The organism is Natrinema pellirubrum DSM 15624, assembly GCF_000230735.2.
Classification (GTDB): domain Archaea; phylum Halobacteriota; class Halobacteria; order Halobacteriales; family Natrialbaceae; genus Natrinema; species Natrinema pellirubrum.
This window is the reverse complement of the sequence record NC_019962.1, coordinates 3,532,313-3,557,983: the sequence shown is the minus strand read 5'-3', so window position 1 is coordinate 3,557,983 and position 25,671 is coordinate 3,532,313. Positions and strand designations below refer to the sequence as shown.

Sequence of the window (25,671 nt, the reverse complement as noted above, 5' to 3'; positions counted from 1 at the left end):
ATGGCAGCACTTCGAGCGGCGGCGGAGACGGCCGTCCGCCAATGTCTGGCTCTCGACACGGCGGAGTCGTGTGCGATCGTCACTGACGACAAGCGCGAGCGGATCGGGGAGGCGCTCTACGAGGTAGCAGCGGAGATCACGGACGACGCCGTGATCGTCCGGTATCCGCCGGGCGACACGCACGGCAGCGAACCCCCCGAGCCCGTCGCGGCGGCGATGGCGGGAGCCGACGTAGTTCTGGCACCGACGACCAAGAGCCTGAGCCACACTCGCGCCCGGACCGAGGCCAACGAAGCCGGGGCGCGGGTCGCGACCCTGCCGGGGATCACCGAAGACGTGTTCACGACCGGACTCGAGGCCGATTACGAGTCGATCGCGGCTCATTGCGAGTCGGTCCGCGAGCAGGTCGCCGACGCCGACGAGATCCGGGTCACGACCGAAGCCGGGACCGACATCACCTTCGGCGTCGCCGGGCGGCGGTGGCTCTCGGACACCGGCATCGTCCACGAACCCGGCGAGATGTCGAACCTGCCCGCGGGCGAGGTCTTCATCAGCCCCGAGACCGCCGACGGCACCTTCGTCGTCGACGGGACGATGCGGCCCCACGGGCTGCTCGAGGCCGACCAGCGGCTCACCTTCGAGGTCGAGGACGGCCTCGTCACCCGCATCTCCGACGACGAGATCCGCGAGACAGTCGCGGGCGCGGCCGAAGACGTTGGTGACGCCGCGTACAACCTCGCGGAGCTGGGCATCGGGACGAACGTCGCGGTCACCGAACTCGTCGGCTCGGTCCTGCTGGACGAGAAGGCGGGCGGGACCGTCCACATCGCGATCGGCGACGACGCGGGGATCGGCGGCGACACGGACGCGCCGATCCACCTCGACGGCATCCTCCGCGAGCCGACCGTCTACGCCGACGGCGAGCCCATCGATCTGCCGACGCCGACCGACGCCTGACCGGGCTTCGATGCGTGCCGGAAGTGTGCGAATATAGTGGATTCAAGTGATGGTGCCGTGTGGCCCCAATCATGAGCGATTCGCGAGCGTACGACATTCAGGGTCTCGAACTGACCGACGACCGCTACACGGTCGAGCAGGGACTCGTCCGGAACAAGTACAGAGCCCTCGATAGCGACGGCAACACCGTTCTCAAGGGGAAGCAGAAGATGCTGAAGATGAAAGAGGAGTTCCCCTTCGTCGACGGCGAGGGCAACGAGGTCTTCACCGTGAAAGCCGGCGGGATCCTCGACGTCGCGGGCAACTACGTCCTCACCGACGCCCGGACCGGCGAGGACCTCGTGGTTCTGGACAACGACTACTCGCTGTTGCAGGACACGTGGACGATCCGCGACGCGACCACCGAGGAGAAACTGGCCGCGATCGATTCCCGTGGCGCACTGGTGACGCTGGCGCGGGCGTACGTCCCGTTCGGCGGCCTGATCCCACACAAATACGAGATCACGGACCGGTCGGGCGCACACGTCGGCTCGATCAGCGGGCGCATCGGGCTGCGCGACCGCTACGACATCACCATCGACGACGCGAGTTCGGTCCCGAAAGAGCCCGTCGTGGCCGCGGCGATGGTCATCGACGCGATTCAGGACAACTAACGACCGCCGTTCGAACGGGCGCGACGGGTTCAATCGCCTTTTCAGTGCGTAGCGTCTAGACAGCCCATGAGCGAGACACCGGATCGGGTTCCGACGCCCTGTCCCTCCTGTTCGCCGGACCTCGAGACGGTCCACGAGGTACTGACGGAAGGCGGCGGCACCTACACCGTTCGTTGCAGCGAGTGCAGCCACGTCCACAAGGTCCAGCCCGACAGCGAGCGCGAGGTCACCATAGACGTCGTCGTCTCCCAGGGCGGCGAGTCCTTTACCGCGAACGTCACCGCGCCCGAAGACGAGTCGATCGAGGTCGGCGACGAGTTCATCCTCGAGACCGAGGAAGTCCTCTCGACGGTTCGCGTCACGAGCGTCGAACTCGACGGTCACAAGCGGGTCGAGGAGGCCCCCGCGGACGAGATCGAGACCGTCTGGACCCGCGAGGTCGACAACGTGGCGGTCAACGTCACCGTCCACCCACAGGACGGCTCGAAAGACGACAGCCGCTCCATTACGGTGCAGGTGCCCGGCGACTACGAGTTCGAGGTCGGCGCGGTCGAGTCGTTCGGCGACGACGAATTCGAGATCGACGCCTTCGTCGTCCGTGGCGACGCCGAGGGCTACCGCCGGGACCGCTTCGAGGAACCGGGCGACACCGGCTTCGCGAAGGACATCAAGCGCGTCTACGCCTACGACGAGCAAAGCAGCGCCTGGTCGGCCTGGTAGTCGGCCGACATCACGAACCGTCCGGTTCGTGCCGGACTCTTCACTGGTACCGACCGACGGGTTCTGCCTCGAGAGTCATACCCAACGTCAGCCGCTGCTCCGGTCGGTGCCGGGACCTGCTACCCGACCGCATACGGCGTCCGAGCCCGTACCCTCGACTATGTCCGACAGCGACGAGGCCGCCCGCCAGCGGATGGTCGAGACCGTCGCGGCTCGCGTCGACGACGACCGCGTCCTCGCGGCTCTCGGGGCCGTTCCACGCCACGAGTTCGTCCCGCCGGACCGTCGCGAGAGCGCCTACGCCGATCGCCCGCTCCCGATCGGCGACGGCCAGACGATCAGCGCGCCACATATGGTCGCGATCATGGCCGACCTCCTCGCGGTCGAACCCGGCGACCGGGTCCTCGAGATCGGCACCGGCTGTGGCTATCACGCGGCCGTCACGGCAGAACTGATCGGCGACGAGCGCGTCTACAGCGTCGAGTACAGCGCCGAACTGGCCGACCGAGCCCGCGAGCGACTCGCCGATCTGGGCTACGACGGCGTCTCGGTCCGGGTCGGCGACGGCCGCGAGGGCTGGCCCGACCACGCGCCCTACGACGCCGTCTACTTCACCTGCGCGATCGCCGAGTTCCCGGCCCCGGTCGTCGAGCAGGTCCGGCCCGGCGGACGGCTGCTGGCCCCCGTCGGCACCGGCCGCCAGACGCTCGTCGACGCGACGAAACGCCCGGACGGCTCGCTCGAGCGGACCGAACGCGGCGGCGTCCGGTTCGTCGAGATGCGGGGCGATAGTAGCCACTGAACGTCACTGCACGCCCGATCGCACGCCAGCGTTGCGATCAGCGTGTCAATCGTTGCAGTGGCTACGATAACCGTGTGACGGCGTCTCCCCGCAAGCGCGCCATTCATAACTGCCGCCCCGATAGCTGGCGTATGGATCCCGCGGTACTGCGCGAGGACATGGTCGACGGCCTCGAGTCCCCGCCTAGGGACGTACTGAGCGATGAGGACGTGGCCGTCGCGATGCGCGACGTCCCGCGTCACGCCTTCGTCGACGACGAGCGGACGGCCTACGCCGACCGCGACCACGAGGCGTTGGGGACGCGCGTCCTCGCCCCCAGCACCGTCGCCCGCCTGCTGCAAGCGCTGTCGCTCGAGTCCGACCAGACGGTGTTGATCGTCGGTGCCGGCGTCGGCTACACCGCCGCCGTGACGGCCGAGATCGTCGGCGAGACGAACGTCCACGCCGTCGACATCTCCCGCCCGTTAGTCGTCGCGGCTCGAGGCAACCTCGCCGAAGCGGGTTACGAGGGCGTCCTCGTCGACCGCCGCGACGGCGCGGACGGCCTCCCCGAGTACGCACCCTTCGACCGCATCCTGCTCGAAGCGGCCGCGGTCGATCCGCCGCGCGCGCTGCTCTCGCAGTTGACCGACCGCGGCCGGCTCGTCTTCCCCCGTGGCACTCAGCGCCAGCGTCTCGAGGCTGTCTCGAGCGACGGCGCGGTCGACCGGTTCGACCCGGTTTCGTTCGACCCGCTTCTCGTTGAGGGCGAGCAGTCCGGCGCGGTCGAGCGCAATCGGACGACTCGCGAGGACCGCGAGCGCGCCCAACGACGCGCCGAGTCCCGCCGGGGCTGGGAACACGACTGGATCGAGTGGGAGGACGCGGGCGACGGGCAGTCCCGACGACAATCGCCACGATAACATCGTCGTCTCTCACGGGCCGGTCGCACCGCTTTCCCGGTCGGTCTCGCTTCGAGATCGTCCGCAGTCGCTGTCGCTGAACGGGAAGTGTGGAAAGGGGGGTGGGGAAAGGGGGTGGGGGTGGCGACAGTCTGTCTCGTATCGCCACTTACGGGTACGTCGCGGTGTGGGTTAAGAATATCTTCTAATCTATTAGTACTGCCGAGATACTATTACTAATCAGTTAGTGTCGAATCGGATAATAACTAATGGCAGCTACTACCTCCCGTCGAGTTCAGTTATCGGGTCGTTCGGCAACGTCCCCGCGAACGGCTGTCGCACGACGGGTCGTCGGCGCCGTGTCGCGTGATGAATCGGTTCGTCGTTTCACTCGACTCGCTCGATGGCCCGAACCACGGAAGCCAGCGGTCGCTATCTGGTGCGAGTTCGGTGAAAGGTGATGGGGGGTGGCGACAATCGATTGCGGATCGCCATTCGGCGGTCCGAACCGATGCTGGGTACGGGCAGTCTCTCATCGGTTGGTGTCGGAAGTGACCAGGTACTACTCAGTTAGCGCTTCCGTCGAACGCCAACGAAACGAGCTTTCGTTCGGCCGCACGGAGATGGTAGTGATAGGTCGGCGACGACACGTCCAGTGCGTCCGCCAGATCCTCGCCGGTACTCTCGCGCGGCCACTCGAAAAACCCGCTGTAGTGGGCCGCCTGCAGCGCTTCCAACTGTTTGTCGGTGAGTCGCTCGGCCAGATGCGTATCGAGCTGTCGCGCCGATATCGTTCCCGTCCGCTCGCGTTTGGCCACGAGTTCCGTCTCGGGATACTCCTCCCTGATCGCCTCGACCAGCGACCGGGTCTCGACCCCCTGTGGCACCTCGAGGACGACCGTCGCCGTCCCGTCCTCGGCCGTCGCCATCCGTATCTGGACGTCGTAGGTCCGCAAGACGTCGAGAAACGGCGTCGACGTGACGGTGAGTTCGAACAGCCGCTCGTCGTCGCCCTCGGAGACGACCGACAGCGTCTCGATCGACGCCCAGTCGGCTTCGAGGTCGGTCAACGACGCCGTCGCCGGCGCGCTGACGAACAGCACGACGCCGTCCTCACCCCGATCGACCACGCCCTCGAGCCTGATCGGTCCCGCGTTCTCGGCGTGGTCGGAGAGGCGGTTGAGCAACAACCGCGAGTCACCGACCGTGAGTTCGAGTTCGAGACGGCTGTCGGTCACCATCGCGCGGGTCCGTTCGACCGATCGGATCGCGTGGCCGATCGTCTCCCCGAGTTCGGCGAGGACCTCGCGCTCGCTCTCGCCGACCGAATCGGCCCCCGCGACGTGGACCACCAAGGCCCCGTATCGGCGCTCGTCGGCGACCAACGGTACCCCGAGTACCGTCTGATAGCCGTAGGTCAACGCCTCCTTGCGCCGCGACTGCCACCCGTCGGCCTCGAGGACGTCCCGGACCGTTCGGACGCCGTTCCCCTCGAGCGTCTCCCGGACCAGTCCGATCTCGGGCGCACGCTCCCCGTCGTCACGGATCCGGTCGATGTAGGCGGCGTCGATACCGGCCCAGGCAGCCGGGACGGGCGGATCGTCGTCGCTCGCGGCGATCCAGGCGAAGCGATACCGGTCCGTCTCGGCGAGCCGATCACAAACGGTCGCTTCGATTTCGTCCCGTGTCGACGCCTGTGCGATCCCGTGATTGATCTCCCGGACGATCTCGTTCGTGTGATTGAGTCGGGTCAGCTCCTCGTTTTGCTGGGTCAACGTCCGGTCGTGGTCCCGAAGCAACTGCTCGCGCTCGGCGCGATCCAGTGCGGCCTCCGTGTTGGCCCCCAGGATGTGCAACAGCTCCGTCATCGTCTCGTCGAATCCGCCAGTCCCCTCCGTTCCCGCGACTAACACGCCGTGGGTTCCAAGCGGTACGATCGCCTCGCACCGACTCACCGCCTCGATGCCGTCTCCGCGGGTGACGTCCGTGTAACAGGCACTTTCCCCTTCGGAGAACACGTCCCAGACGAGCCCCTCGCCCCGCTCAAAGCGCGTCTCGGGATCGCCCAACTCCAGTGACTGTCCCGTCGACGCCGCGTGTTCGAGAACGCCCGCGGTCGGCTCGAACGCGTAGGCCGCGGCGACGGCTACCTCGAGGATCTCGTCTGCCGTCTCGACCGCCGACCGGTAGATTTCGTCTTTGGTCTCGGCCCGCATCAGGTCCCGCGTCGTCTCCTGAAGCGTCGTCAGCGTTCGCTCGTACCGGCGCTCGCTCTCCCGGAGTTCCGTCTCGGTACGGTACTGGGCGACGGCGTTCGTGATCTGGTTGGCCAGCAGGGCATACTGCTTCGTGCCCGACTCTTTCTGGCGGTACTGGGTGACCCCCGCTGCGATCGCCTCGCTGGCGATCTCCTCCGATCCCCGCCCCGTAAAGAGAATAAAGGGGAGATCCGGATCGTCCTCGCGGACCCGCTCCAACAGCTCGAGGCCGGTCATCTCCGGCATCTCGTAGTCGCTGACGATACAGTCGACGTCCCGCCGCTCGATGACTGCCAGCGCCTCCCGGCCGTTCGTCGCCGCCTCGGCGACGATCGATTCGCGTTCGCGCTCGAGCATCTCGCCGGTGAGGTCCGCGAATCCGGGTTCGTTATCGACGATGAGTACGGTGATCGGTTGTGACATGGTTCCGCTGAGACCGACGAACGTGGTTCTGGCGGTGCGTTATCGCCGGTTTATCTATTCGAGTCTCACATAAGTACTAATATATTAGGATCGCCACCGAGTACCCGCTAGCTCTTTCGAGCGAGGGTAACGGAACAGGACTGCAACGGCCGTTCATACGCATCCGCTTCTCATCGCCGACATACTGTGTAATCGAGTCAGCTGGGGGAATCGATTTCTCGAGAGCAGTGCAACGGAACCTGCGAAAAAAGCGCGACGAACACCGTACGATATTCACGGGAGTCGATTCTCGAAGCGATACGTCTCGGCGAACTTGACGCTCGGATGATCGATCTTCGGCTCCGTCAATCGTAAGTACGTACTTTTCTTTCCGATATCGTCGATCGGAACCCAGTACAACGTCTCGGTTTCTTTGCAGCGAACGGCGAACGCATCCACTTCGCCGTCGTAGTTGTCCATCGTCACGGATCCGTCTGTCGTCGTTTTGCTGGCCGTTTTGAACCGTACGACGTCGTCCTCGATCCACCCGGTCTTGCACTGGATGCGGAGCAATTGGCAGCCGGTATCTAGGACGAGATCGTACTTGTCGTTGTCGCCGAACGGAACGGAAACGGTGTACCCCTCCGCGATGAGTGCTGCAATGATCCGTGCTTCCGTTTCGTCGCCGGTCTGTTTGGTATTCATTCGTTTTCGACCGTTCGTTTCTGAAATGAGTGGGGAATGATATAAATACAGGCCTACTTCGACTAGTCGAAAGCAGTCTTCGCCCATCGCGGCGCTTCTCGCTCGAGAATTGAAACCAAGAAAACGCCCGAGACGGGATTTAAACCACGGTCACGGCGAAGGAACTCTCTGCTTCAAATTCCGAGGTCCGCTCTGCCGATTTCGGACTCCTCACGGCCAGCAAGCTGACAACTCGTGGGAATTGAGATCGGAAAAGCGCCCGAGGCGGGATTTGAACCCGCGTCACGACCGTGACAGGGTCGTATGATGGGCCACTACACCACCCGGGCTCGCAACTCTTCGTTTCGCCGTCGGAGTATTAAGGGTTTTGTTCCCGGACCGTTCCCAATGCTGAATGACACGTTTTCTCGTTAGTACTCGTTTCTGCCGAGTCGTGTTCTCGATAGATCGGACGATGTGTCAGATAAACAGTCGAGACTGAGTTACACTCCCGAACTCGACTCGTCGTTTCCGCACTTCGCCGGGCACGTTTTTGCAGTTCCACGCGCTGCTTTCCGATTAGTTCGGGAAAAATGTCCGGGAAGGGTTTTGAACCACGATCGCAGCGACGCCGCTCCCTAATTCAAATTCCGAGTTCCTCTTTGTCGATTTCGGACTCCCCGCGGCCAGCGGACTGACAGCTTGTGGGAATTGAGATCGGAAAAGCGCCCGAGGCGGGATTTGAACCCGCGTCACGACCGTGACAGGGTCGTATGATGGGCCACTACACCACCCGGGCTCGCAACTCTTCATTTCGCGGTTACAGTATTAAGGCTTTTCAATCGAACCCCGTGTGGTACGGTCAATCGATCCACGACCGTCGCCTCGAGCGCCCCTCTCGCCAGTATCGTGATACCGGATCACACGACCCACAAGGAATATAACTGAGAACCGGCTACTCTCGAGTGTGATCGTTCGCTCCGGTCAGGTTCGCCCGGCCGGGTAGCCCTGCTTGTGCCCCGAGTTAGTAACCGTTAAATGGTTCCCGCCGCTATCTGCCTGTAGTATCTCGTGACAGCCGCTTCTCTCCCGATAGCAGACACGCACACCCACACATGGTAGACGTAAGCCAACACGAACTCGTTCCGGAGCATACCGTCCTCGAGGACGACGAACTCGAGGAGGTGCTGACGGAATACAACATCGATCGTACAGACCTGCCGAAAATAAAGCGCAACGACGCCGCGCTCCCCGACGACGCAGAAGTCGGCGACGTCATTCGGATCGTACGCGACTCGCGGACGACCGACCAGTCAGTCGTATACCGACTCGTGGTGGAATAAATGGCAATGGAACTCAACCGCGACAAACGACGAGAGATCTCGCGCGAATATTTCTCGAAGGAACGGATCGCCGAACACCACTACCGCTCGTTCAACGCCTTCCTCAACCGGGGGATGCAGGAGGTCGTCGACGAGAAGGCGACGATCGACACGGACATCGGTGACAAGGAAGGCGAGGAGCCGGTCCACGTCGAGCTGGGCGACGTCCGCGTCGTCACGCCTCGCGTCCGCGAGGCCGACGGCTCCGAGGAACTGCTGTACCCACAGGAGGCTCGCCTCCGGAACATCACCTACTCCGCGCCGGTCTTTATGGAGATGTCGATCGTCAAGGGCGAGGAGGGCGACCAGCGGGTCGTCGACTCCACGGAGACGAAGATCGGTCGGATGCCGATCATGGTCGGCTCCGAGAAGTGTAACATCGCCGGCTTCTCCGACGAGGAACTGATCGAGATCGGCGAAGACCCCGCCGACCCCGGTGGCTACTTCATCGTCAACGGCTCCGAGCGGGTGCTGATGACCAGCGAGGACCTCGCACCGAACAAGATCCTCGCGGAGTACGACACCAAGTACGGCGACGAGATCCAGGTCGCCAAGACGTTCTCCCAGCGCCGTGGCTACCGTGCCCTGGTGCTGTGTGAACGAACGCGGGACGGCCTGCTCGAGGTCTCGTTCCCGTCGGTCTCGGGCTCGATCAACTTCGTCACGCTCGTGCGCGCCCTCGGACTGGAGTCGGACGAGGAGATCGTCCACAAGGTCTCGAACGACCCCGAGGTCGTCAAGTACATGCTCGAGAACTTAGAGGAAGCGGAGGTCCAGACCGAGGAGGAGGCCATCGAGGAACTGGGCAAACGCGTCGCCTCCGGGCAGGGCAAGAACTACCAGCTCAAGCGCGCGAACTACGTTATCGACCGCTATCTCCTGCCGCATCTCCACGAGGACGGCGTCGAGGAAGAGGACGTCCGCATCAACAAGGCCCACTACCTCTGTCGGATGGCCGAGGCCTGCTTCGAACTCGCCTTGGGCCGGCGCGAGGCCGACGACAAGGACCACTACGCGAACAAGCGACTGAAGGTCAGCGGCGACCTGATGAAGGACCTGTTCCGGACCGCACTGAACAAGCTGGCCCGGGACGTCAAATACCAACTCGAGCGCGCGAACATGCGCAACCGACAGCTCTCGGTCAACACGGTCGTCCGCTCGGACGTCCTGACCGAACGGCTCGAGCATCCGATCGCGACGGGCAACTGGGTCGGTGGCCGCTCCGGCGTGAGCCAGCTGGTCGACCGGACCGACTTCATGGGCGTTCTCTCGCACCTGCGTCGCCTGCGCAGTCCGCTCTCGCGCTCGCAACCGCACTTCGAGGCGCGGGACCTCCACGCGACCCAGTGGGGTCGCATCGGTCCCTCCGAGACGCCGGAGGGTCCCAACTGTGGGCTGGTGAAGAACTTCGCCCAGTCGATGGAGCTGTCCCAGAACGTTGAGGACGAACAGGAACTCAAACGCGAACTGGCATCCATGGGGGTCGAGGGCATTCCCGGCCTCGAGGGTATCGAACGAACGGCGGCCTCAGGGGACGACTAAATCATGAGCAGCCAAGAACGAGAGGCGAAAGTCTACGTCAACGGATCGCTGGTGGGCACCCACCCCGATCCGCACGAACTGGCAGAACAGATCCGGGAAGCGCGACGCATCGGCGACGTCAGCGAGATGGTCAACGTCTCGGTCAAAGAGCGCACCCGCGAAGTGATCGTCAACGCCGACGCCGGCCGTGCGCGACGACCGCTTCTGGTCGTCGAGGACGGCGAACCGCGTATCTCCGAGCAGGAGATCGAGGCGCTCCAGGAAGGTGACCTCGAGTTCGAGGATCTGGTCGATCACGGCTACATCGAATTCATCGACGCCGAGGAGGAAGAGGACATCCTCGTCGGCGTCGACGAGGACGATCTGACCGAGAACCACACCCACCTCGAGATCGACCCGTCGCTGATCTTCTCGATCGGTGCGGGGATGATCCCCTACCCCGAACACAACGCCAGCCCCCGCATTACGATGGGGGCGGGGATGATCAAGCAGTCGCTCGGTCTGCCGAGCGCGAACTACCGGATCCGACCGGACACGCGCCAGCACCTGCTGCATTACCCGCAGCTCTCGATGGTCAAGACCCAGACGACCGAACAGATCGGTTACGACGAGCGGCCCGCCGCCCAGAACTTCGTCGTCGCCGTGATGAGCTACGAGGGGTTCAACATCGAGGACGCGCTGGTCATGAACAAGGCCAGCGTCGAGCGTGCGCTCGCTCGCTCGCATTTCTTCCGGACCTACGAGGGCGAGGAACGCCGGTATCCGGGCGGCCAGGAGGACCGCTTCGAGATCCCCTCCCAGGACGTCCGCGGGGCCCGCGGCGAGGAAGCCTACAACCACTTGGACGAGGACGGCCTCGTCAACCCCGAGACGACGGTCGACGAGAACTCCGTCCTGCTCGGGAAGACGTCCCCGCCGCGATTCCTCGAGGAGCCCGACGACATGGGCGGACTCTCGCCCCAGAAACGGCGCGAGACCTCCGTCACGATGCGCTCGGGCGAGTCCGGGATCGTCGACACCGTCACGCTCATGGAGGGCGAGGACGGCTCGAAGCTCTCGAAGGTCTCGGTGCGCGACGAACGGATCCCCGAACTCGGGGACAAGTTCGCCAGCCGCCACGGCCAGAAGGGGGTCGTCGGCCACCTCGCACCCCAGGAGGACATGCCCTTCACCGAAGAGGGCGTCGTCCCCGACCTCGTGCTGAACCCCCACGCGCTGCCGTCCCGGATGACCGTCGGCCACATCCTCGAGATGATCGGCGGCAAACTCGGCTCGATGGAAGGTCGCCGCGTCGACGGGACGCCCTTCCTCGGCGAGGACAAGGACGAACTCCGCGAGGGGCTCGAGGAGGCCGGCTTCGATTCGGCCGGCAAGGAGACCATGTATTCGGGCATCACCGGAGAGAAGATCGAGGCCGAGATCTTCGTCGGCGTGATCTTCTACCAGAAGCTCTACCACATGGTCTCGAACAAGCTGCACGCCCGCTCGCGCGGGCCGGTACAGGTGCTGACCCGCCAACCCACCGAGGGGCGGGCCCGCGAGGGTGGGCTCCGTATCGGGGAGATGGAACGCGACGTGTTCATCGGCCACGGGGCGGCCATGACGCTGAAAGAACGACTCCTCGACGAATCCGACCGTGAGTTCATCCACGTCTGTGCCAACTGTGGGATGAGCGCGGTCGAGAACGTCGAACAACGGCGTGTCTACTGTCCGAACTGCGACGAGGAGACCGATATCCACGAGATCGAGATGAGCTACGCGTTCAAGCTCCTCTTGGACGAGATGAAGGCGCTGGGTATCGCACCACGACTCGAACTGGAGGACGCCGTCTAACCCATGCAAGACACGACACCCAAAGACATCGGAGCGATCACCTTCGGGCTCATGGAGCCCGAGGAGTACCGGGAGATGAGCGCGACGAAGATCATCACCGCCGACACCTACGACGATGACGGCTTCCCCATCGACATGGGGCTGATGGACCCGCGGCTGGGCGTCATCGACCCCGGCCTCGAGTGCAAGACCTGCGGGAAGCACTCGGGTTCCTGTAACGGCCACTTCGGGCACATCGAACTGGCCGCGCCGGTGATCCACGTCGGCTTCACGAAGCTCATCCGACGGCTCCTGCGTGGCACCTGCCGGGAGTGTTCCCGCCTGCTGCTGACCGAGGACGAGCGCGACGAGTTCCACGACCAACTCGACGAATCGCGGAAGCTGAGCCGGGACCTCAACGACGTGACGAAGGCCGCTATTCGGCAGGCCCGCAAGAAGGACCGATGTCCGTTCTGTGGCGAGATCCAGTACGACATCGACCACGAGAAGCCCACGACCTACTACGAGGTCCAGCAGGTCCTGACCAGCGAGTACTCCCAGCGCATCGCCGGCGCGATGCAGGGCGACGAGGAAGAGGGCATCGAGCGAACGACGCCGGACGAACTCGCCGAACAGACCGAGATCGAACTGACTCGAGTCAACGAGATCCTCTCGGGCTCGTTCCGCCCGCGTGAGAGCCAGCGCAAGGCCATCGAGAAGGCCCTGGACATCGATCTGACCGAGGAGGACACGAACAAGCTGATGCCGAGCGACATCCGGGACTGGTTCGAAGCGATCCCGGACGAGGACATGGAGGTTCTGGGGATCAACCCCGAGCGCTCCCGTCCCGAATGGATGATCCTCACCGTCCTCCCCGTCCCGCCGGTCACCGCGCGGCCGTCGATCACGCTCGACAACGGCCAGCGCTCCGAGGACGACCTCACGCACAAGCTGGTCGACATCATCCGGATCAACCAGCGGTTCATGGAGAACCGTGAGGCCGGCGCGCCCCAGCTGATCATCGAGGACCTCTGGGAACTGCTGCAGTACCACGTCACCACGTTCATGGACAACGAGATTTCGGGGACGCCGCCGGCGCGACACCGCTCCGGCCGCCCCCTCAAGACTCTCTCCCAGCGCCTGAAGGGCAAGGAGGGTCGATTCCGCGGCTCGCTGTCCGGGAAGCGTGTCAACTTCTCCGCCCGAACCGTCATTTCGCCGGACCCGACCCTCTCGCTCAACGAGGTCGGTGTCCCGGATCGCGTCGCCAAGGAGATGACCCAGACGATGAACGTCACCGAGCGCAATCTCGAGGACGCCCGGCGGTTCGTCTCGAACGGACCGGAGGGCCATCCCGGCGCGAACTACGTCCGGCGGCCGGACGGTCGTCGGCTGAAGGTGACCGAGAAGAACTGCGAACAGCTCGCGGAGAAGGTCGAAGCCGGCTGGGAGGTCAACCGGCACCTCATCGACGGCGACATCGTCATCTTCAACCGCCAGCCGTCGCTGCACCGGATGTCGATCATGGCCCACGAGGTCGTGGTCATGCCGTACAAGACGTTCCGGCTGAACACCGTCGTCTGTCCGCCCTATAACGCCGACTTCGACGGCGACGAGATGAACATGCACGCGCTGCAAAACGAGGAGGCCCGCGCCGAAGCGCGCGTCCTCATGCGCGTGCAAGAACAGATGCTCTCGCCGCGGTTCGGTGAGAACATCATCGGGGCCATTCAGGACCACATCAGTGGGATGTACCTCCTGACCCACGACAACCCCCGGTTCAACGAGACACAGGCGCTTGACCTGCTGCGTGCCACCCGGATCGACGAACTGCCCGAACCCAGCGGCGTCGACGACGAGGGCGAGCCGTTCTGGACCGGTCACGACGTCTTCTCGGAACTGCTGCCCGACGACCTCGATCTGGAGTTCACCGGCACTGTCGGCGACGAAGTCGTCGTCGAGGACGGCCAACTCCTCAAGGGGACCATCGCCGAGGACGAGGTCGGCGAGTTCGGCGGCGAGATCGTCGACACCATCACGAAGGTCTACGGCAACACCCGCGCCCGGATCTTCGTCAACGAGGTCTCGACGCTTGCCATGCGGGCGATCATGCACTTCGGGTTCTCGATCGGGATCGACGACGAGACCATCCCGGGGGAGGCCCAGTCGCGCATCGACGAGACGATCGCGGACGCCAACGACCGCGTCGAAGAGCTGATCGAGGCCTACGAGAACAACGAACTCGAGAGTCTCCCCGGCCGGACCATCGACGAGACCCTCGAGATGAAGATCATGCAGACGCTCTCGCGTGCGCGTGACAACGCGGGGAACATCGCGGACGAACACTTCCAGGACGACAACCCCGCAGTCGTCATGGCCAACTCCGGTGCGCGTGGGTCGATGCTCAACCTGACCCAGATGGCCGGTGCCGTCGGTCAGCAGGCAGTTCGGGGCGAGCGGATCAACCGCGGCTACGAGGACCGCACCCTCTCGCACTACGAACCGAACGACCTCTCGGCCGAGGCCCATGGCTTCGTCGAGAACTCCTACACCAGCGGGCTCACGCCTCGAGAGTTCTTCTTCCACGCGATGGGTGGCCGCGAGGGTCTGGTCGACACCGCAGTCCGGACCTCGAAGTCCGGTTACCTGCAGCGGCGGCTGATCAACGCCCTCTCGGAACTCGAGACCCAGTACGACGGCACGGTCCGGGACACCTCGGACACGATCGTGCAGTTCGAGTTCGGCGAGGACGGTACTTCGCCGGTCAAGGTCTCCTCCGACGAGGACAACGATATCGACGTCGAGGCAATCGCCAGCCGCGTCCTCGATTCGGAGTTCGATTCCGAGGAGGACCGCGAGGAGTTCCTCGGCTCCAAGCCGCGCCCGACGAACCTCTCGGAACACGCCGACGATCGACTGACCGAGGGCACGGAGGTGAGTTCCGATGACTAACGTCGAGTACGACGTCGACGACGACACCATCGCCGTCGTCGAGGACACCGATCTCCCGCGGCGACTCAAGGACAACGTCTACGAGACCCTCGAGGATCGCGGCGACGCGACCGTCGAGGACGCCGACGAACTGGCGAAGGCCGTCGAGGCCCGGTATCTCGACACCCGCGTCGATCCGCTCGATCCCGTCGGTACCGTCTCGGCCCAGTCGATCGGCGAACCCGGGACTCAGCTGACGATGAACACGTTCCACTACGCCGGCGTCGCCGAGATCGACGTGACCCAGGGGCTGCCCCGGCTGATCGAACTAGTCGACGCCCGGAAGACCCCGGACACGCCGATGATGACCGTCTACCTCGAGGGCGAGTACGCCACCGAACGTGAGAAGGCCCACGAGGTCGTCTGGAAGATCGAGGCGACGAAGATCCTCGCGCTGGGTGACGTCTCGACGAACGTCGCGGACATGCGCGTCCAGATCTCGCTCAACGAGGACACCCTCAAAGAGCGGATGATCACACCCGACGAGGTCGCGGGGATCATCGAGGACTCGCTTGGCGTCAAGACGGTCCAGCAGGGCACTGAGATCCAGTTCGGTCCCGAGGAGCCGTCCTACCGGGACCTCCTCCAGCTCGTCGAGGAACTGCGCGACATCACGTTCAAGGGAATCGAGGACATCTCCCGCGTCGTCATCCGCCGTGAGGAACTGGACAACGGCAACGAGGAGTTCGTCCTCTACACCGAGGGGTCGGCCTTCGGCGACGTCCTGGAGATCGAGGGCGTCGACGCCTCGCGAACGACGTGTAACAACATCCACGAGATCCACCGGAACCTCGGCATCGAGGCGGCCCGCGAGGCCATCATCGAGGAGACGAACAACACGCTGGCCGAACAGGGCCTCGACGACGTCAACGTCCGTCACCTGATGCTGGTCGCGGACATGATGACCAACCGCGGCGAGATCGAGTCGATCGGTCGCCACGGCATCTCGGGCTCGAAGGAGTCCGTGCTGGCCCGCGCGGCGTTCGAGGTGACGGTCAACCACCTGCTCAACGCCGCGATCCACGGCGAAGTCGACGATCTCGACGGCGTCACGGAGAACGTCATCGTCGGCAAGCCGATCAAGCTCGGCACCGGCGACGTCGATCTTCGGATGGGGTCGACCACCTCCGGCAGCGGTCAGGCCGACTGATCGATGGGCGTCACCCTCGACGACGACGCCCGGCAGTATCTGGCGGCCTTCGAGGACGTGACCGGCGTCGACGGACGGGACTGTCTCGTCACCGACGGCGGTGACAGCCTCCTGATCGTCGTCGAACGCGGCGGCATGGGCGAGGCGATCGGCCCCGACGGCAGCACTGTCAAGCGGTTCGAGGACCGCGTCGACGCGCAGGTCCGTCTCGTCGAAGACGCCGACAACGCCGAGGAGTTCGTCGCGAACGCGCTCGCACCGGCGGCGGTCTACAACGTCACGATCAGCGAAAACGACGATACCGTCGCGTACGTCGAGGTCGCGGAAGCCGACCACGGCGTCGCGATCGGCACGAACGGTCGCACGATCGACGCCGCCCGCACCCTCGCGAAGCGCCACTTCGCGATCGACGACATCCAGCTGTTGTAGCCGTTTTTGGTTTCTCTCTCGAGAGGCGGAGCGACGCGGCCTCCGCGTCGGAGGCCGGCCGATCAGTGCCGTTCTCGCCGCGATTCTCAGCCCAAGTCGCTAACGTTCGCGCCGCACCCGCCACAGCCGCGGCCGGCGTCACCGAAGACGTCCTCGTTCCACTCGGTGACCTCGGGATCGTCCGGGACCCAGTCGGGGTCGAGATCGAGGGTCTCGATCTCGTGTTCGACCAGTGCGGCCAGTAGCTCCGCGAGGGCGGCGTAGAACGCCCCGTCGTCGTGGCTGCCGACCTCGTCGGCGAGCCGCCAGTACCACCGGCCGAGGTGGTCCTCGAGGAACGACCGCCGCGCGTCGACGACGACCGCGACGCCCTCGTCGTCGCCCCTCTCCCGGAGCGAGGCCTCCCGGAGACAGAGCGCACTCAGGAACTCCGTCAGGTAGCAGACGTGATCCCCGCGGTCGGTCCCCTCGTCGGCCAGTGAGAGGTCGAACGCCTCGTAGAACCCCCTAACGTCGGCGAGCCGGCGGACGTTGGTCATCAGCGGTCCCGGGAGGTACGTCAGCTCGTAGGGGGAGACGGTCACCCCCTCCTCGACGCCGAACAGGGCAGCCCACTGGTGGTGGAGTTCGTCACCGTCGACACCCTCGAGGGCGTCGGTGACGGCCGCGGCCGCCGCGGCAATCTCGGGATCGATCGCCGCCGCGGACGCGTGGAGGTCCGCGGCGTACGCGTCCTCGTCGCGGGCCGCCTCGAAGTCCTCGCCCGGGCGGTCGAACCCGAGCGAGAGCAGCGAGTAGAGCCGACTCCGGTGGATCGCCGTCTCGGCGTCGCCCGGCAGGTCGGCTGGGTCCGGCGTCGGCTCGGCTTCCGGTTCGTCGGTCGCGTCCGTGGCCCGGTTCGGCGGGCCGCCGAGGATGGTGTTCTCGCTCATGGTTACGTGATATCCAGCCGGTAGACGTCCTCGTCTTCGTCGTAGCGATCCCGTTCGGTGGTGGGTTCGGTGATCGGCACGCGACCGACCTCGTCGCCCTCGTAGTAGCCGACCGCTTCGTCGCCGTCGATCTCGAAGGCCGTGATCGACCACTCGGTCGACCCCATCAGTTTGAACAGCCCCTTGAGCGCGGGCTCGTCGCCGTTACGCATCGCGCGGTAGGTGGCGATGGCGTCCTCGACGCCCGGACCGAACATCTGGGAGAGGTAGTCGGTCGGTGCCGTGATCGGCGGCACGTAGTAGACGTTCGGCTCGAGGCCGAACTGCGGGTACAGCGGCTTCGCCAGCTCCTTCTGGTGGACGACGAAGTCGAGCGGGTTCGTGGGCTCGGCCATCGGATCGGACTCGTCGGCCTCATCGGGCGGGTTGATGTAGCCGTGGAGGCGGATCTTCCCCAGACAGTTCTCGAAACACTGCGGGGCCTTTCCCTGCTCGGTCTTCGTATAGCAGCCGATGCACTTCTGTGACTTGCTCTCGGCGGGGTTGAAGATCGCCTTCTTGTAGGGGCAGGCCTCGTTGCACTGCTGGAAGGCCTGACAGGAGTCCTCGTCGATGAGGACGACGCCGTCCTCTTCGCGCTTGTAGATGGCGGGGACCGGACAGGAGCCGGCACACGCGGCGTACGTACAGTGGTTGCAGATCCGCGGGAGGTAGAAGAACCACACGGGGTGGGTCTCCTCGTCGAAGTGGGTGATCGACTCCATCGAGTCGCCGGCGATCTCGTCCTCGCCGAGGTTCGGATATCGCCAGTCGTCGGTCCCCGGGAAGAAGCCGGCCAGCTCCCCGGCCGCCTGCTGGGATTCCTGGGGATTGTTCTCCGGATCGTCCCAGTCGGTCCCGTTGGCCTCGAAGATCGTGTCGCCCTCGTAGGTACCGTCCTCCCAGTCGCCGGGGTCGAGATCCTCGAGGGTGCGCTTGTCCCAGCCAACCGGGTGGGAGCCGTAGGGTTTGGTTTCGACGTTGTTCCAGAACATGTGTTCCTGGCCCTCGCCGTGGGTCCACGTGGTCTTGCAGGCCAGGGTACACGTCTGGCACTCGATACACTTGTTCAGGTCGAAGACGCCGGCCCACTGGTCGTCGGGGCGTGCGCCCTCGTAGGGGTACTCCATCTCGCGGCCGAGTTGCCAGTTGTCGACTGTTGGCATCGTTAGTCACCCTCCGTTGACGTGAAGTCGCCGTCGAGATACCGCTGCATCGTCTCGGTTTCGTAGCCGGGCCGTAGCCCCATCTCGGCGGGTCGCCACAGCCCTTCGCCGTCCTCGCCGGCGTCGCCTTCCTTCTCGAACTTGACGAACGATTCTCTGGGTGCGCCGTTGGCACAGTGGACGTCCGGGGCGAAGCCCTTGCCGATGGACTGGCCCATCAGTCCCTTGCGGTTCATCTCGTCGGTCAAGATGGTCGGCCGGAGCCACGAGCGGGTCATGCTCTGGTGGCCCCCGCGCCGGTACAGCGACACGTAGTCGGTCTCCTCGTTTTTGGCCATGCCCGTTCGGTCGGGCGTCGCCTCGGTCGTCCCGTGGCTGGCCTGGTTGAGGTTGTGCCAACTTCGGGTCACGCCCCGCGGCATGGCGGGCTGGTATCGCACCCGCATCAGCGCTCGCGAGTACTCGTCGGGATCCCCGTTGGCGCTGGGGTACGGCCGGTCGTTGGGGTCGGCGTCGACCCACACGTAGTCACCGTCTTCGAATCCCTCTTCCTTGGCGTCCTCGGGGTTCATCTCGACGTAGCCCTCGCCGAAGTACGGTTTGCGATCGTCCTTGCGGTCCCGGTCGCCGAACGGCCCCCACCAGACGGCGATGTTCGGCAGGGCGTTACAGAACGTGTGTGCGCCGTGTCTGTACTTGGGGGTCATAAAGGAGTACTTGAACCCGGGATCGACGTCCTGCAGGGGGTGACTCGAGTTCACGAGGGCGTCGGTACTCACGACCTCGTTGCGGACCTGGCGGGCGGAGGCGTCCTCGATGTTGTCGTCGTCCCAGCCCAGATCGTCGGGGGTCTCCGGGTCGATGAGCGGGTGGTCGCCGTCGTCGACGATGACGTTGGGTTTGTAGATGGTGCCGTCGACCGCCTCCCGATGGACCGGGAGGGTCTCGCCCACCTCGGTCCAGGTCTCCTCCTCGCGGAGGAACTCGAGCCGTCCGGTCTTGGTGTACCAGGGTTCGTCGTCGTTGGCCTGTCTGGTCCCGATCTTCTTGGGGTAGGTCGTACTCATCATCAGGGCCGGTTCGCCGCGTTCGGCCTTCTCGATGAGCGTCTCGGCGTCATACCCCTTCGTCATGTTGGAGTTGTCGAGGATCCGTTGGACGTAGGGTTTGCCCCTGTACTCGTCCTCATCGATGAACTCCCACATCTGCTCGAGGCGGGGTTCGTCCAGTTTCTCGGCCAGTTTCTCCGCCACGCCCTGATAGATCTGGCAGTCGTGGCGCGTGTCGTAGACGCGGTCGATGCCCGTCTCCGGGAACACCATCAGGAAGGGGTTGGTGACGGAGGCGGTGAGGTCGTGGACGTTCTGTTCGGCCCACGAGTCCGCCGGGAACACGATATCGGAGTACTCGCAGGTCATCGTCCACCACCACTCGTTACAGAAGAACGCCTCGAGTTTCCCGGTCCGGAGCAGCCCCTCGATGATCTTGTACGATCCCTTCGCGTTGCCCAGGATCGAGTTCGAGCCGGCGACCCACAGCGACTTCGTGGGCGTGTTCATGTGGCTGTCGCCCATGTGGTACTCGCCCTCGATCTTCAGCGGCTTGTCGAGGTTGGAGTAGAAGTGCATCGACTCCATCGTGATCCGGCTATCGACCCGCGAGTCGGCGTCGGGGTCGAGTTCGGGATCGAAGGGATCCTCGAGGTGGTAGTGGGGGATCCCGTTGAGCATCGCCGCGCGGTAGTTGCCCGCGTAACTGCCGACGTTGCCGCTGTGGGTGCCGACGTTGCTGGTCAGCGACGCCACCAGGAAGGCCGCGCGGTCTTTCAGGTCGCCGTTGAAGTACTGGTTGGGCCCCATCCCGGTGAGCAGCAGGGTACTCTCCTTGTTGTCGGCGAACTGCTCGGCGAGGTTCGTGACCGCCTCGGGTTCGGTCCCGGTGACCTCGGCGGTGGACTCGGGGTCCCACGTCGTGTCGAGGTACTCCTTGACGAGGTCGAACACCGGGCGGACCTCGACGATGTCGCCGTCGGCGAGTTCGAGTTCCCAGCTGCCCTCCAGCGCCGCGTCGACGTCGAACTCCTCGCCGACCGCCTCGCGGTCGACGGCCCGAACGCCGCCGGCCGCGTCGTCGTAGACCACGAAGTCGTCCCAGTCCTCGCGCTGGTCCGGGGTGATCCACTGGTCTGCGGTGTCGACGGTCGTCGGGGCCGGGTGTTCGTCGGCCGGCGCGACCTGCGTCCGCTCGAGGTCCGCCGGGTCGTAGTCCTCGAAGACGTCGCTCGCACGGAGGTGGTCGCCCGTATCCATGCGGACCAACAGGGGCAGGTCCGTGTTCGACCGGACGAACTCCGCGTCGTAGCCGTCGGTGGCGATGATCTGCTGGGCGACGCCGAGGAACAGCGCCGAGTCGGTCGCCGGGCGAATGATGACCAGCTCGTCACACTTCGAGGACGTGGCGTTGTAGTCGGTGAAGATGCCGGTCACGTTCGCGCCGTTCATCCTGGCCTCGGTGAGCCAGTGGGAGTCGGCCATCTTCGTACACATCCAGTTGATCCCGGCCAGGACGATGTTGTCGGCGTACTCGACGTTCGCCAGGTCGAAGTCGACCGTCTGCTGGCCGGTCACCATCGGATGGCCCGGCGGGAGGTCCGTGTGGAACGTGTAGTTGTCCCCGCCGACGCCGCCGAGCGCTTCGTCCTCGCCCACGTCGCGGACGTGGTGATCGACGAGCGCCATCGAGTTGGCAAAGCGGTACTCGCCGAACAGCCCGATGGTACTGAGCATCGGCATCCCGCCCCGGAACTTCATCGTACGGGTCCCGACGCCTTGCATCTCCTCGACGACGCGGTCGTCGTACCCCTGCTCGAGCAGCAGCTCCTGGGCGTCCGCCCCGGAGTAGTGGTCGGCGAGTTCTAAGAACGTCTTGGCGGCGTACTCGTAGGCCTCGTCCCAGCTCGCCTCGTACCAGCTGTCTTCCCCACGCTTGGCGTATTCCTCGGGCATCGAGCCGTCCTCCTCGCGCGGGAAGCCCTCGTCGACCCAGTCTTTGAACCCCTGCCGGATCATCGGCGAGGTGACGCGGCGTTCGCCGTAGAAGCGCTCGACCATCGACAGGCCCTTCTGACAGACCCGCGGGTCCCAGCGGTCCGAGGCCTGATTCCCGTACAGGTCCTCGGCCTCGCCGTAGTTCATCGACGGGCCGAGACGCGTCACGACCCCGTTCTTGACGTTCGCCTCGAGGTAACAGTTGTGCGTATCGTTCGGCCGACACGCCAGGTAGTAGGTGTCGTCGACGTCCCAGACGTCGCGGTAGTGGCTCTCCCACTCCCGGTTGGGGTACTCCGTCAGCGGGTTCAGCTTCGACGCCGTCGACGTCCCGTTGCCGTTCCCCTCCCCGTCGTCGGTAAACAGTCGGAGACAGCCCGCGAACCCGGCGACGCCGGCTGCCCCTGCGCCACCGAGGAGCGTCCGACGGGAGACCGACGTTCCTTCGGCCGACCGCTCGTTTGCCGAGTCGACGCTCCGATCGCGGTTAGCCATGGCGACACCACCTCCCGGCGTCGATCACGCTCGAGAGCCGGTGCCGCGGTGACTGTTCGAGCACCATGTGTGACGGATGGTGATCGGTACTGTAAGTGGCTCACCACCGTTCTTATCTGACAGGAACGGTCTGGAGGTGTTCGCCCGACCATTTATGTACTTGCCCTGTTCCTTCACTGGTACAGGTTTATAAATCACGGTTCAAACGGCATCACGTCCCGGAATTATCGGGTATCGCCGATTCCGGCTACCTGCAACTGTTGCGGTATTCAAGTCGGGTCGGTAAGTAGCGTCCCTCGTCGTTGTGCCGAGTCTTCAGTTTCGCACGCGCAGGCGGAACATACTATATAAAACGGATCCAGCAGTCGCGAAAACCGTCGTCACCGTGCCGCTACGTCCGGCCCGGGGTCATACGCCGATCAGCGCCGCGTCACTGCCAGCAACGCACCGGTGGTGGCGATCCCCTCCCGGTCGACGTCCGCGAGTAGTTCGCCGGCGTCGCTCCGGAGGGCGTCCCGGACCCATTCGGGGTCCTCGACGACGACCCGGACGGTGTCCCCGGCGTCGGCGGCCGCCAGCTCATCACACAGCTGGCGCGTCTGGCTGGCCCGCGGCAGCCCCCGCAGATCGAACGCGTCCTTGGGGACGTCCTCGAGGACCTCGTCGATGAACGATTCGACGGTCTCGGCCAGCGCGTCGATCGTCTCGTGCGAGTCGGTCCCGCCGGGAGCGCGCTGAAGGGTGCGATCGAACGGGAGGTCGTGGGCGACGGGGACGTCGATGTCGACGGGGTCCTCGAACAGCCGGTTGCGCTCCCCACAGCACTCGCAGTCGAAGCTGTTCATGTTGACGACCCCGGCGACCGGAGCGACCCCGTTCTCGGCGAACAAGTCGACGGTCCGTTTCGTGTCGTCGACGCTCGCGTCGAAGGGGGTCGTGACGAAGACGGCCCCGTCGACGGGGACGTGTTCCAGCGCCGCTCCGACCACGTCGTCCGTGCCGGCGGGCATGTCGATGATCATGACGTCGCGATCCGACCAGTCGCCCTGTCCGAGCAGGTTCTCGACCGCACCGTAGGCGATCGCCCCCCGCCGCGCCGTCGGCGCGTCGCCGCCGGCCACGCCGGGGCTGAGCATCTCGAGTCCGTTTTCGGCCTCCAGCGGCACCGGCTGGCCGTGTTCGTTCGTCAGGACCGGCCCGTCGACGTCCTCGAGCAGGTGGGGGACGTTCGGGCCGTAGATGTCCGCGTCGAACAGCCCGACGTCGACCCCGCGGGCGGCGAGGGTCCGCGCCAGTGCGACCGCGACCGTCGTCTTGCCGACCCCGCCTTTCGCGCTCGCGACGGCCAGGACGTGATCGACCGTGGGCAGTTCGACCTCTTTGTCCGCGTCCCGGACCGGTTCGATGCGGACGTGGTCCGCGTCCGGCAGCGCAAGCGCCGCCCCCCGGACCTGTTCGACGATCCGCTCGGCGAGGTCTTCGCCGAGCCCATCGATCGCGATTTCGACCGTCATCGTGCCCTCGTTCGAGCGGATCCGCCGGACGATCCCCTTCGAGATCGGATCGCTGCCGTCGGGCAGTTCGATCGCCCGGAACGGCTCGAGGGAGTCGCTCTGCTGTGCCATATCGGTGGGTAGGCCACACAGCGCGTAAAAACCGGACTCGCATTCCCGCCGGGTGAAAAACGGCTGTCGCGGGTTTCGATCCGCCGCTTTCCCGACCGACCTCGATAGTCCGCTATCGTGAATGTCGGATCCAAATGAATAAGCCGGGCCCACCGATAGGCAGACTCACATGACGAATACGAGTGCAGAATCACCCGACGAGGTCGCCGTCGATGACCTCGAGATCGCGCCGGAAACCGGCTGGAACGCCCTGTATCTCGACGGAGAGTGGGTTCCCGCGGGTGACCGTGACCTGATCGACGTCGAAAACCCCGCGACGCGGACGTCCCTGACGTCGGTCCCCTCGGGTACCGAGGACGACGTCGACGAGGCGTACGCGATCGCGGAGGAAGCGCAAGCGGAGTGGGCACAGCGACCGCCCCAGGAGCGCGCCGGGATCGTGTCCGAGGCCTGTCGGTTGCTGGGCGAGTACGCCGACGACCTCGAGACGTTGTTCGCGGTCGAGTGCGGCGGTGTCGGGCTGAAAGCGGACTTCGAGACCCAACTCGCACAGGGGACGATGGAGGTCGGTGCCGGACTGGCGATGCGCGACGGCGGTCGCCGCAAGGACTCGGTCACGCCGGGCAAGGAGAACCTGCTCGTGCGCGAACCGGCCGGCGTCGTCGGCGTCATCACGCCGTGGAACTTCCCGCTGTATCTCTCCAGTCGCGTCGTCGCACCCGCCATCGCGCTCGGCAACAGCGTAGTGCTAAAACCGGACGAACACACCCCGATAGCGGGCGGCCTCGTCCTCGCGAAGGTCTTCGAAGAGGCTGGCCTCCCGGCGGGCGTTCTGAACGTCGTCCCCGGCTACGGTCACGAGATCGGCGACCACTTCTCGGGGCACTCGGTCCCGTCGGTGATGTCGTTTACCGGCTCCTCGGAAGTCGGACGCGGCGTCGGCCAGCGCGCCGTCGGTGCATACACGGAACCCGCACTCGAACTAGGCGGCAACAACGCCCACATCGTCCTCGAGGACGCCGACCTCGAGCGGGCGATCGACGCCGGTGCATTCGGCTCGTTCACCCATCAGGGGCAGGAGTGTATTTCGATCAACCGCCATCTGGTCCACGAATCGCTGTACGACGACTACGTGGCGGGGCTGGCCGACCGCGCCGAACAACTCCCCATTGGCGATCCGCTCGAGGAAGGGACGCTCGTCGGCCCGGTCATCAACGAGAGCCAGCGCGACAAGATCGTCGGCTTCCTCGAGGAGTCGGTCGAACGCGGCGCGACGGTCGAGGCCGGCGGCGACTACGAGGGACTGTTCGTCGAGCCGACGGTGCTGTCGGACGTCACCAGCGACATGCCGGTCGCCTGCAACGAACACTTCGGGCCGGTCGCGCCGGTCGTTCCCTTCGAAACCGACGAAGAGGCGATTCGGATCGCCAACGACACCGAGTACGGGCTGTCGGGATCGGTTCACTCGGCGGACGTCGCCCGAGCGCGTGACGTGGCCGACGCGATGGAGACGGGCATGGTCCACATCAACGACCAGCCGCTGAACGACGAACCGCACGTCGCGTTCGGCGGTGTTGGCGCATCTGGCATGGGTCGGTACAACGACGAGTGGATCCTCGAGACGCTGACGTCGGTCAAATGGATCTCGGTCCAGCGCGAACCGAGAGAGTATCCGTACTGAGTCGGTCTCCTCGTTCCGAACCC

General features: G+C 65.1%; 18 protein-coding genes and 2 tRNA genes. 12 read left to right on the top strand and 8 right to left on the bottom strand.

Annotated elements, in window-relative coordinates:
* From NATPE_RS17240 to NATPE_RS17220, 5 genes are all read left to right on the top strand, one after another.
* Complete coding sequence (locus NATPE_RS17240) at positions 1-957, top strand: aminopeptidase (RefSeq protein WP_006182872.1); 957 nt, start codon at positions 1-3, stop codon at positions 955-957.
* Between the two features lie 71 nt (positions 958-1,028).
* A complete protein-coding gene (locus NATPE_RS17235; protein WP_006182871.1) occupies positions 1,029-1,610 on the top strand; it encodes an LURP-one-related/scramblase family protein in 582 nt (193 codons plus the stop codon).
* A gap of 66 nt (positions 1,611-1,676) precedes the next feature.
* The gene (locus NATPE_RS17230) at positions 1,677-2,330 is read left to right on the top strand and encodes an HVO_0476 family zinc finger protein (protein ID WP_006182870.1); all 654 of its coding nucleotides are present in this window, start codon (positions 1,677-1,679) and stop codon (positions 2,328-2,330) included.
* Positions 2,331-2,490: 160 nt separating this feature from the next.
* Entirely contained in the window at positions 2,491-3,132 is a 642-nt protein-coding gene (locus NATPE_RS17225; protein WP_006182869.1) for a protein-L-isoaspartate(D-aspartate) O-methyltransferase, read from the top strand.
* Positions 3,133-3,263: 131 nt separating this feature from the next.
* The gene (locus tag NATPE_RS17220) at positions 3,264-4,034 is read left to right on the top strand and encodes a protein-L-isoaspartate O-methyltransferase family protein (protein ID WP_006182868.1); all 771 of its coding nucleotides are present in this window, start codon (positions 3,264-3,266) and stop codon (positions 4,032-4,034) included.
* A gap of 545 nt (positions 4,035-4,579) precedes the next feature.
* Here the strand turns inward: NATPE_RS17220 and NATPE_RS17215 are convergent.
* The 4 genes from NATPE_RS17215 to NATPE_RS17200 all read right to left on the bottom strand — a co-directional run bounded on the left by NATPE_RS17215 (position 4,580) and on the right by NATPE_RS17200 (position 8,156).
* Complete coding sequence (locus NATPE_RS17215; RefSeq protein WP_006182867.1) at positions 4,580-6,694, bottom strand: bacterio-opsin activator domain-containing protein; 2,115 nt, start codon at positions 6,692-6,694, stop codon at positions 4,580-4,582.
* A gap of 273 nt (positions 6,695-6,967) precedes the next feature.
* Positions 6,968-7,378 carry a group I intron-associated PD-(D/E)XK endonuclease gene (locus NATPE_RS17210; protein ID WP_006182866.1) on the bottom strand — a complete coding sequence of 137 codons (411 nt, stop codon included), beginning with the start codon at positions 7,376-7,378 and terminating at the stop codon, positions 6,968-6,970.
* Between the two features lie 256 nt (positions 7,379-7,634).
* Positions 7,635-7,707: transfer RNA gene (locus NATPE_RS17205), tRNA-Asp, on the bottom strand.
* A gap of 376 nt (positions 7,708-8,083) precedes the next feature.
* Positions 8,084-8,156, bottom strand: a tRNA-Asp gene (locus NATPE_RS17200).
* Between the two features lie 316 nt (positions 8,157-8,472).
* Between NATPE_RS17200 and NATPE_RS17195 the strand changes: the two genes are divergently transcribed.
* The 6 genes from NATPE_RS17195 to NATPE_RS17170 are packed head-to-tail and all read left to right on the top strand — an operon-like array spanning position 8,473 to position 16,663.
* Positions 8,473-8,700 carry a DNA-directed RNA polymerase subunit H gene (locus tag NATPE_RS17195; protein WP_015299243.1) on the top strand — a complete coding sequence of 76 codons (228 nt, stop codon included), beginning with the start codon at positions 8,473-8,475 and terminating at the stop codon, positions 8,698-8,700.
* On the top strand, positions 8,701-10,281 hold the full coding sequence (locus tag NATPE_RS17190; RefSeq protein ID WP_015299242.1) for a DNA-directed RNA polymerase subunit B'': 1,581 nt from the start codon (positions 8,701-8,703) through the stop codon (positions 10,279-10,281). It begins immediately after the preceding gene.
* 3 nt (positions 10,282-10,284) lie between these two features.
* Complete coding sequence (gene rpoB / locus NATPE_RS17185) at positions 10,285-12,114, top strand: DNA-directed RNA polymerase subunit B (protein WP_006182863.1); 1,830 nt, start codon at positions 10,285-10,287, stop codon at positions 12,112-12,114.
* Between the two features lie 3 nt (positions 12,115-12,117).
* Positions 12,118-15,045 (top strand): DNA-directed RNA polymerase subunit A', encoded by a 2,928-nt coding sequence (locus tag NATPE_RS17180; RefSeq protein ID WP_006182862.1) that lies wholly within the window; start codon positions 12,118-12,120, stop codon positions 15,043-15,045.
* Complete coding sequence (gene rpoA2, locus NATPE_RS17175; RefSeq protein WP_006182861.1) at positions 15,038-16,234, top strand: DNA-directed RNA polymerase subunit A''; 1,197 nt, start codon at positions 15,038-15,040, stop codon at positions 16,232-16,234. The genes NATPE_RS17180 and rpoA2 overlap by 8 nt, the downstream gene beginning before the upstream one ends.
* Positions 16,235-16,237: 3 nt before the next feature.
* Positions 16,238-16,663, top strand: a complete 426-nt coding sequence (locus tag NATPE_RS17170) for a NusA-like transcription termination signal-binding factor (protein WP_006182860.1) — start codon at positions 16,238-16,240, stop codon at positions 16,661-16,663.
* 86 nt (positions 16,664-16,749) lie between these two features.
* On the opposite strand, the gene NATPE_RS17165 is transcribed toward NATPE_RS17170, so the two are convergent.
* The 4 genes from NATPE_RS17165 to NATPE_RS17150 all read right to left on the bottom strand — a co-directional run bounded on the left by NATPE_RS17165 (position 16,750) and on the right by NATPE_RS17150 (position 23,967).
* Positions 16,750-17,595, bottom strand: coding sequence for a TorD/DmsD family molecular chaperone (locus NATPE_RS17165; protein ID WP_006182859.1), 846 nt, complete (start codon positions 17,593-17,595; stop codon positions 16,750-16,752).
* A gap of 2 nt (positions 17,596-17,597) precedes the next feature.
* A complete protein-coding gene (locus NATPE_RS17160; RefSeq protein WP_006182858.1) occupies positions 17,598-18,800 on the bottom strand; it encodes a 4Fe-4S dicluster domain-containing protein in 1,203 nt (400 codons plus the stop codon).
* A gap of 2 nt (positions 18,801-18,802) precedes the next feature.
* Entirely contained in the window at positions 18,803-22,342 is a 3,540-nt protein-coding gene (locus NATPE_RS17155) for a molybdopterin-dependent oxidoreductase (RefSeq protein ID WP_006182857.1), read from the bottom strand.
* A gap of 419 nt (positions 22,343-22,761) precedes the next feature.
* Positions 22,762-23,967 carry a P-loop NTPase gene (locus NATPE_RS17150; protein WP_006182856.1) on the bottom strand — a complete coding sequence of 402 codons (1,206 nt, stop codon included), beginning with the start codon at positions 23,965-23,967 and terminating at the stop codon, positions 22,762-22,764.
* Positions 23,968-24,136: 169 nt separating this feature from the next.
* On the opposite strand from NATPE_RS17150, the gene NATPE_RS17145 reads away from it, so the two are divergent.
* Positions 24,137-25,648 (top strand): aldehyde dehydrogenase family protein, encoded by a 1,512-nt coding sequence (locus NATPE_RS17145; RefSeq protein ID WP_006182855.1) that lies wholly within the window; start codon positions 24,137-24,139, stop codon positions 25,646-25,648.
* Positions 25,649-25,671: the final 23 nt, after the last annotated feature.